Source organism: Coleofasciculus sp. B1-GNL1-01 (genome assembly GCF_040220235.1).
In the GTDB taxonomy this organism is placed as follows: Bacteria; Cyanobacteriota; Cyanobacteriia; order Cyanobacteriales; family Coleofasciculaceae; genus Coleofasciculus.
Map to the genome: position 1 here is coordinate 1 of NZ_JAVJTO010000171.1, position 7,991 is coordinate 7,991.

Consider the following 7,991-nt stretch of genomic DNA (forward strand, 5'->3'; position numbering starts at 1 on the left):
GGATTCCCCCAGATATTTCGCCTTTTGAAACACTTGTAAGTCTGGTGGAGTTTGGCGTCTGGATAGTTGGGTGATCAGTTCCGTGCGGGTCATTCCCAGACTGGCTGCTAGCTGATTGAGGGTTTCCCAAACCAGCGGTTCAACCCTTAACCCGACGCTCATCGACTACCCCAAATATAACGATCTACCACGAGTGATTGTCAATTACATTCATCTACGCTAAACAAGACCTCATCAACAATGTTTTCTCCAGTCGATACCCTTAATTGGTCAAACAGTTCTTCAAGCTGGCGCTGCCTTTTTTCCAGCCGTTCCACTTCTGATCGGTAATGAGCCAACTGAATCGCGTTCTCCTCTATCAGTTGGCGAAGGATTCCCCCAGAAATCGTTCTTCGGCTAGCTGCGAAAGGTTCTCCTGAATCTCTCCTCTGGCAAATCGCTCCACCAGTTCTGACCTGGTTATTCCCAATTGCTGCGCTTGAGATTGCAGAAGCTTCCACCCCTTCGGCGTAATCATCAGCGATACGTTTTTTGCGTTTTCCCTGGCTGACTTGGGTCTGCCGCGCTTGCTCGTCATACTTTTTTGAATGTGCCATAACCTGTCTGTGCATTATCTCATATATACAAATAGGATATTGACTTTTGATTATTACATACATAAAATAAAAATACCGATTTTTACATACGTCGGTCAAACAAGTTCAGGCGATCGCGTAACAGAGCGCTGCAATTTCACAAGGCGCACAGGGCGGATCGCTCTTCCGTGACAACCTTATCCAGCTTTCGACGATGAAACACTCCGACTGGCTACGCCTTCAATCCGAAGGCGAGAGCATCTGTGCTATCTTGCGCCAACAAGGTTATGTCTGCCGCAAACAGACTCGACGCCTATCCTGGAAACTTTCTAAAACGGGTCAAAACGATTACATGCTCAGATGGCTACCAGCACCCATCAACGAATGGAATTTGATGCCCAAGGATACCAGCCCACAATGGGAACAGCTTTGGCAACTCATTGAACGCACCTTAAGCACCATCAGAGGGGAAGCCAGGAAAACTCTGCCCAAACCCACTTCACAACAGGAAAATAACTCCCGCCCTTGGGCAATTGTCCGACTCCTACCTGATGCCAGACGGCATACAGTGGCGAGATTTTTCAACCGCCAAGATGCAGAGGATTACCGACGCTTTCTCAAGCGTTTTCTACCAGATGCTGAATTTGAAGTTTTTTTCGATGTTCCCAACGAACAGCTTTAAGGCACAACTAATTAAACAAACGATTAAACCAGGAATTAAGCGATCATGACCGCCTTATTTCGCCGCATCAAACCTGCCCAAAACTTCCGCATCACTAAGCATCAAGTTGCCAAATTCTTAAATATTCCTGCTTCCCTCATCGTAAAAGTCGAATCCTGGCTTTACGTTATCTTTGTCCATCGTCTCGATAAAGGAGGACAATTCATCAGCTATCGTCAGATGGCACAATGGAAAAATGCTATTGTCTGTCACCTGCAAAAATGTTCGACTAATCAACAATTACACAGTTTGTGGAATGCGATTAAATATGATCAGACCAAGCACCGCAAACAATACGCTGATTCCATCTTGCCTTTCCTCAAGATAATCTGGGAAAAATGTCTGCTCATTGAGTAGGTTTGTAGCGAAATCACCCCCTTTTGATGAGGCGATTGAAATCGCTGCTACACAAATGTATGCGAAGCCTTCCCGAAGGGTAGTCCGCCTGCGCGGACTAGGTTATAACGGGGGTAGCTAACCCGGATTTGGTATTAGAACGCGACTTAGTATTAGACTTGACTTTAAGAGCGATCGCGCTTATTTTGCATTGATGTTGGACAGAAGTGTATGTTAGGTAATAGCCGTCAATTGCACCTAGAGCTTAGAAGGTGCTATACTGTATGAGTCTTGCTTGGTGTAATCCAATACCCGTAATTTTAATGCCGTGTGGTAAAATAAACTCATGGAACTTCATGCGTATACAAGAACAATTTCTGATTTATTTTCTGTCAAAAAGAAGTACATTGTCCCCCGATTTCAACGAGAGTATTCATGGACAAAAGAACAAGTATTGGAACTATGGAATGATATAATTTCCAATATTTCCAGCAAAGATAATGATTTAGAGCATACAGAATATTTTATAGGTTCACTTGTTCTTGTGGGAGATGATAAATCTATATCATTACAGATTGTAGATGGTCAGCAGCGACTTACAACTATTACTATTTTGTTATCTGCTCTTTGTCAAAGATTTTTAGAACTCAAGAAGGATAAGATAGCAAAATCAATATACGATAATTATATAGCTGGGAAAGATGATGAAGGTGAGGATTATTTTAAACTACAAAACGAAACTCCTAAACCTTTTTTCCAAACCACAATTCAGGACATTAATAAAGAGGAGAATAATCCGTCTTCTCAAGAAGAGAAGTGCCTTTTAAGTTCGTATAATGAACTTTATTTGTCTACTTCAATAGAAAATCTTAAAGAAAATTTTAGAGGTTTAGAAGATGATGCAGAATATGAGAAATTATTGAAGGCTATTAGAGATCAAGTTGTAAAATACTTGAAGGTAATCTTTATCACTGTTAATGATGAAGATGAAGCATACACAATATTTGAAACCCTCAACGCACGAGGAATGAATTTAAGCTTTGTTGATCTTATAAAAAACAAAGTTTTTAAATCTCTCACTCACAAACATCCTGATGATTCTGCGAAAACGAAGTGGAAACAGCTAAGAACAACAATAGTCTCACGAGAGGGGACAGGAAGTTTAGAAACATTCGTTAGACACTGGTGGATATCTCGTTATGCCTATGTAAGTGCAAATAATGTTTATAAATCCTTCAAAAATAAGTGGAATAGTGGAGAATTAGAAGCTATTAATTTTTTGGACGAAATTATCAGCGATGCAAACTTATACATTAAGATAGCCTCTCCAGTTGTTGAAGATTTTAAACAACAGGAAGAAAAAGATCTATATCGATCTTTGAGTGCTTTAAGAATTTTTAATGTTATTCAGCAAAGACCTTTCATTTTAAGTATTTTCAGGGCTAAAGAAAGAGGATTGATCAAGTTAAGTGAACTCAAAGAAATGATATCTTTCATTGAAAAATTTCACTTTTTATTTAATGCTGTGTGTTCTATGAGACCTTCTGGGATTGAGGGAAGTTATTCTAAAGCAGCTAGGCAAATGTTTGAAGCTAAAGATAAACATACAGCAAAAAAAATAATAGGCGAATTGGAAAATCAATTAACTTCAAGATTACCAGGTAAGGATACTTTTACAAATAAGTTCTCAAAATTAAAGTTTGTTAAAGGTTATACTAAGCATAAAAAATTGATTCAGTATATTTTTAGTTACATCGAATTATCCAAACAGACAACGAGCGAGTTTCAACCAGATAGTATTACTTTAGAACATATACGATCTCAATCAGAAGGAAATAAAGATTATATAGGTAGTATTGGTAACTTGCTGCCATTAGGTTCAGAGTTAAATGAGAAAGCTGGCAATAAAAAATTAACAGACAAACTAAAAATATATGATCAATCTAAGTTTGCTATGACGCGAGAATTTGCTGGCAAAGGAGTCGAGGATTGGGGTGAAAAAGAAATACATTGGGGTGAAAAAGAAATACAATTTAGAACATCTAAATTAGCTGAATATTGTTATGATCATATTTGGAAGATAGGATAAGCTATTCTGCCTGTAGATAGGATACCTCAATTATTTCAAAGGGAACAGGGAGTGAATGTTGGGTTTCCTACGTCAACCCAACCTACGGCGATAGGCGATCGCACTGACTGATTATTTGGTTCAAAAAACTGTCCCATCACTCTCAATCTGAATCGGCGGAACTCCCCCTTCTCTTAATTGTGCTGCAATCTTTCGTCCGGCTGTCCAAGTCCCACCTTGCAAAACTTTAACTAATGGCAACTGAGTTGCTGTCAAGTTTAACTGTTTTCGGATAGCTTCGGCAATTCGATCCAACAAACTTACCGTCAGCGCCCGCCATTCGACAATTACTTCAGAACCCGGTAAGTGGCGCTGCTGCAAAATAGCCGGATCTTTCACCACAATCAGTCCTAAATCGAGGCATAAACCGCCATTGCGATACTCGGCTAATCCGGTGAGTTCGTCTAATCCAGTAATCTCTAATCCTAATTCTTGTAAGGGTTCTAAGAGTGAGTAGGTTAACCACTGGGAAAGTTTGTGAAACGGGATATAGTGATCACTCGGCTTGTCCCCGGAGAGGGCAGAATGATACCAGACATCGCCTAAATTTACTCCCGCGATCGCCAGTCGTCCGGGCCAAATCTCACCTAACCCCTCCAACACTGCTGATAGTACGACTTTAGCGGGTAGCTTGCCGATAAGGTTGGGTTTATATAAGTTATCGGTTGTTTCCATAACCTTATCTATCAAACTCCCGTCTATCGCTTCTCCCTCATGGCTTGAAAGACTCAGCAAATACTTGACCAAATTACCCGGACGGGGATTTTTATCACCAAACAATTTAGGATGAGTCTGTAGGGATTCTCCCAAGCGCTGTAAGAGTTTTACCCTACCCTCTAAACCTAAAAGGGGATTCGTTGAACTCACCTGAAATCCTGCGGCTAACTGCTCAACCGTTAACTTTTGTAATCCTTTCGTATCGGCTTGTAAGGGATATTCTGGATTACTCGAAAACATACCCTGACAGAACATGCGGAAACTGGCAACGGCTAACCCTTCAGAACGGCGAAACACTTGTCCTGTTTCGGCTTCAACATACTGCCAATCAGCACCAGCCCCCGCATCTAATAAAACACTAACAATAGCTAAATCAAATTTCGTTTGGGCTTTTTGTAGGGGAGTGAGTCCAGCTAATTTTTCTTCTAATTCAGCAAGGCGTGGCACATTTCCGACTTCAAAATGCCGCCAGCGACTGTGGAATGGGATATTAAAATCAGGATAGTCATCCTGCATGACTTGAATCACATACCTTGCCACGTTCTCTAGCTGGGTTAAATCGCAGCCGAAGTAATGCAATTGGTTTGCCTCAGCCAGATCCAAGACGCGATCGCACCGTTCTCGAATCGCTTGTGGTGTTCTTAGATATGCAATGGTTTGTTGGTCATTTGTCATTTGTCATTTTTCAGGGAACAGGGAACAGGGAATACGGGAATGTAGAGACGTAGCATGCTACGTCTCTACGTTGGGGCTTGGGTTGGTAGCCGTTATATTTATTGTGAGGTCATAAATGATCGTAGTGAAACTCGCCCCTACACAATACTCAAAACTTTTTCATAATTCATAATTCCAACTTTATAGTGTGTACCCCTGAATAACTGTCTGTCGGTATAGTTTACTACAGACGCCAGTGCGGGAGTACACACTCTACTTGTGATTAGACACACTTACTGTTCTGAATTTAAGGAAACACTGCTGACTTATGAGGAAGCTAAGTCACTAGATCAAGAATAACAAAGAAGTTGCCTGAAATCAAATCTGCAATCATCTGTTGTTTTTGGCATTTCATTCGTCATTGGTTTTGCTGAACTTCCCAAGTTCCAATCACGAACCAAAAATTATCACAGGAGACTACGCCCTTTAATCGTCGCTAATTTTACTGCATCGGGTGCGGTTGTTTCCGTGTAATAACCAGCCGCTTGTTTGGCAGCAATTTCGACCATGGCATCTTCGGGAATTAAATCGTCAGGAATTGGGATGCGTTTGACAATCTCAATACCAGAACTGGTGATCGCATTGTATTTCATGTCGCTCATGGATACAAAACTGTCAATGCGAGTAATTCCCAACCAGTGTAGTACATCGGGCATCAGTTCTTGGAACCGCATATCGGGGGCACCCGCCACACATTCAGTGCGGTTGAAATAGGCATCCGCGCTATCGCCGCCTTCTTGTCGCTTACGGGCATTATAAACCAGGAATTTAGTGACTTCACCTAATGCCCGTCCTTCTTTGCGGAAGTAAACCAAAACCCCTGCACCTCCGGCTTGTGCGGTTTGCACACAAACTTCTAAGCCGTGTACCAGGTAAGGACGACAAGTGCAGATATCGGAACCAAACACATCGGAACCGTTGCATTCATCATGAACGCGCACGGCAAGTTGGCGATTGGGATCAGTAATCGCGTCCACATCGCCGATTAAGTAGGCGGTAATCCCCCCAATCGGAGGTAAGAAAACCTGTAAATCAGGGCGAGTTACCAGTTCCGGGAACATTCCCCCAGTTTGCTGGAAGAGGGCGCGGCGTAATTCTCCTTCCTCGACGTTGAGTCGGTGGGCGATTCCGGGCAGATACCACACGGGGTCAATGGCGACTTTGGTGACCACTAAACTGCCGTTAGGCTTGACAATTTTACCGTCAACTGATAAACGATTTTTCTGAATCGCCTCTTGGATTTCCGGCAAATTGACATGGGCTTGGGTGACTGCGATCGTGGGTCGAATGTCGTATCCTTGCTCATAGAGATCGGCGTAAACATCCCCCACCATTCCCCCAAAGGGGTCAAGAGACACAATGCGATTAGGGTCAGCCCAACTGGGATGGGGACCAATCTCCACCACTGGAGCCGTATTGGTCAAATCCGCTCGGTGATTGGGATGAAGCGCTCCACTGGCAACGGCTAATGCCCGATAGACGGAATAGGAACCAGAGTGAGTGCCAATCACGTTACGATGGGCAAGGTTTGTCACCGTACCAATAATGGGTCCCCGCTTGAGTGGGTCGATTTCTCCCCAATGCAGGCGAGGGGGTTGTTCCCGGGAACGCCCTGGATGAGAGGTCAAAACAATGTGCTTTGGTTTCGACTTCGACAACGGTTGTGATAGTTGCATAATGGCTCCTATGTAGAATGCACCTCAAATTGACGTATGAGTCGTTTAGTTGAAGCAAGCTCTGATCATAGCAAGTAGAAATGGGTTCTGCGTGAACCTGATAGAGCTAAGTGTCAACACCCTGTTATGTTTTCTTAAAATACACCGGAATGGCTCAGAGGCTATGGTACGAGGAACACAGTGACTGGGGCATAGGGCTCCGAGTCACTGATATAGCGCTACGCGCTGGGGAATAGGGAATAGGGAATGGGCAATAGTGAAGACAAAGCCCACAGCCCGTCAAATTACCCGCAGGGTAATAAAAATGGCGGGTTATTCAGGGAGTCCTGCTTGTTGGAAAACCTGTTGAGGAGTCAGTTGCAGTCCTTCTAAAAGGGTATCCGTTAATGTTGCATCTCCTCGTTTCGTCTGAGGTGGGGCATCGGGATAAAATACCGTAATTGTCCTAGCGTGAATATCAACAATCCATACTCTTAATACTCCTGCTTGCAGGTAATCGACTGCTTTTTCTGTTAAATCCCCAAACGATTGTCCGGGTGAGATGATTTCCACTGCCAGTTCGGGTGCAGTAGGACAGGCTTGATCTTGCAACCAATCTTCACCTAAGCGTTCAAAAGAAATATAGAGTACATCGGGGATAGGAACCCAAGCTTTACCCTGGCGCTTGAGAATAACTGCCCATTCTTGACAGGCAATGCCTCTATCTTGATGCCATTCTTTGAGCAAGTTAACTAGAGCGAATTGTATCAGAGAATGGAAAAGTTTAGGAGACATTTTTGGGACAGCTTGACCGTCAATGAGTTCATGGGCAATACCCGTTTCTGGCAGTGCCATAAATTCTGGCAGTGTTAATTTATTTTTGGCTTGAATCATGGTTGAACGTCTTCAAGACAATGAGATTGTTAATGTTATCGACGGTTTAATCGCTTCAATATCTTAGCGAGTGCAGGGGAATCGCTCTTCGGTATTTAGATATAGCGCGTAGCGCTAGGCAATAGGCAATAGGCAATAGGCAATAGGCAATAGGCAATAGGCAATAGGCAATAGGCAATAGGCAATAGGCAATAGGCAATAGGCAATAGGCAATAGGCAATAGGCAATAGGCAATAGGCAATAGGCAATAG

Annotated in this window: 7 protein-coding genes; 3 read left to right on the forward strand and 4 right to left on the reverse strand. The window is 43.0% G+C overall.

What is annotated here, in order from left to right; translation table 11 throughout:
• Positions 1 to 200 precede the first annotated feature (200 nt).
• Positions 201 to 596 (reverse strand): hypothetical protein, encoded by a 396-nt coding sequence (locus RID53_RS36105; RefSeq protein WP_446392676.1) that lies wholly within the window; start codon positions 594 to 596, stop codon positions 201 to 203.
• A 193-nt stretch (positions 597 to 789) separates the two neighbouring features.
• Between RID53_RS36105 and RID53_RS36110 the strand changes: the two genes are divergently transcribed.
• The 3 genes from RID53_RS36110 to RID53_RS36120 all read left to right on the forward strand — a co-directional run bounded on the left by RID53_RS36110 (position 790) and on the right by RID53_RS36120 (position 3,721).
• Positions 790 to 1,257, forward strand: coding sequence for a hypothetical protein (locus RID53_RS36110; protein WP_446392677.1), 468 nt, complete (start codon positions 790 to 792; stop codon positions 1,255 to 1,257).
• A gap of 45 nt (positions 1,258 to 1,302) precedes the next feature.
• Positions 1,303 to 1,653: a hypothetical protein gene (locus RID53_RS36115; protein WP_446392678.1), complete on the forward strand. Its 351-nt coding sequence runs from the start codon at positions 1,303 to 1,305 to the stop codon at positions 1,651 to 1,653.
• A gap of 325 nt (positions 1,654 to 1,978) precedes the next feature.
• Positions 1,979 to 3,721 carry a DUF262 domain-containing protein gene (locus RID53_RS36120; protein WP_446392679.1) on the forward strand — a complete coding sequence of 581 codons (1,743 nt, stop codon included), beginning with the start codon at positions 1,979 to 1,981 and terminating at the stop codon, positions 3,719 to 3,721.
• A 120-nt stretch (positions 3,722 to 3,841) separates the two neighbouring features.
• Here the strand turns inward: RID53_RS36120 and RID53_RS36125 are convergent, their stop codons facing one another.
• The 3 genes from RID53_RS36125 to RID53_RS36135 form a co-directional block, all read right to left on the reverse strand.
• On the reverse strand, positions 3,842 to 5,152 hold the full coding sequence (locus RID53_RS36125; protein WP_446392680.1) for a URC4/urg3 family protein: 1,311 nt from the start codon (positions 5,150 to 5,152) through the stop codon (positions 3,842 to 3,844).
• A gap of 446 nt (positions 5,153 to 5,598) precedes the next feature.
• Complete coding sequence (locus RID53_RS36130) at positions 5,599 to 6,867, reverse strand: GTP cyclohydrolase II (RefSeq protein WP_446392681.1); 1,269 nt, start codon at positions 6,865 to 6,867, stop codon at positions 5,599 to 5,601.
• Positions 6,868 to 7,179: 312 nt separating this feature from the next.
• Entirely contained in the window at positions 7,180 to 7,740 is a 561-nt protein-coding gene (locus tag RID53_RS36135) for a Uma2 family endonuclease (RefSeq protein ID WP_446392682.1), read from the reverse strand.
• Positions 7,741 to 7,991 lie beyond the last annotated feature (251 nt).

What these genes read in the sequence shown, in the direction of transcription:
- RID53_RS36125 (WP_446392680.1), bottom strand. Translation starts at nt 5,152, where the DNA reads ATGACAAATGACCAACAAACCATTGCATATCTAAGAACACCACAAGCG.
- RID53_RS36105 (WP_446392676.1), bottom strand. Translation starts at nt 596, where the DNA reads ATGGCACATTCAAAAAAGTATGACGAGCAAGCGCGGCAGACCCAAGTC.
- RID53_RS36115 (WP_446392678.1), top strand. Translation starts at nt 1,303, where the DNA reads ATGACCGCCTTATTTCGCCGCATCAAACCTGCCCAAAACTTCCGCATC.
- RID53_RS36130 (WP_446392681.1), bottom strand. Translation starts at nt 6,867, where the DNA reads ATGCAACTATCACAACCGTTGTCGAAGTCGAAACCAAAGCACATTGTT.
- RID53_RS36110 (WP_446392677.1), top strand. Translation starts at nt 790, where the DNA reads ATGAAACACTCCGACTGGCTACGCCTTCAATCCGAAGGCGAGAGCATC.
- RID53_RS36120 (WP_446392679.1), top strand. Translation starts at nt 1,979, where the DNA reads ATGGAACTTCATGCGTATACAAGAACAATTTCTGATTTATTTTCTGTC.
- RID53_RS36135 (WP_446392682.1), bottom strand. Translation starts at nt 7,740, where the DNA reads ATGATTCAAGCCAAAAATAAATTAACACTGCCAGAATTTATGGCACTG.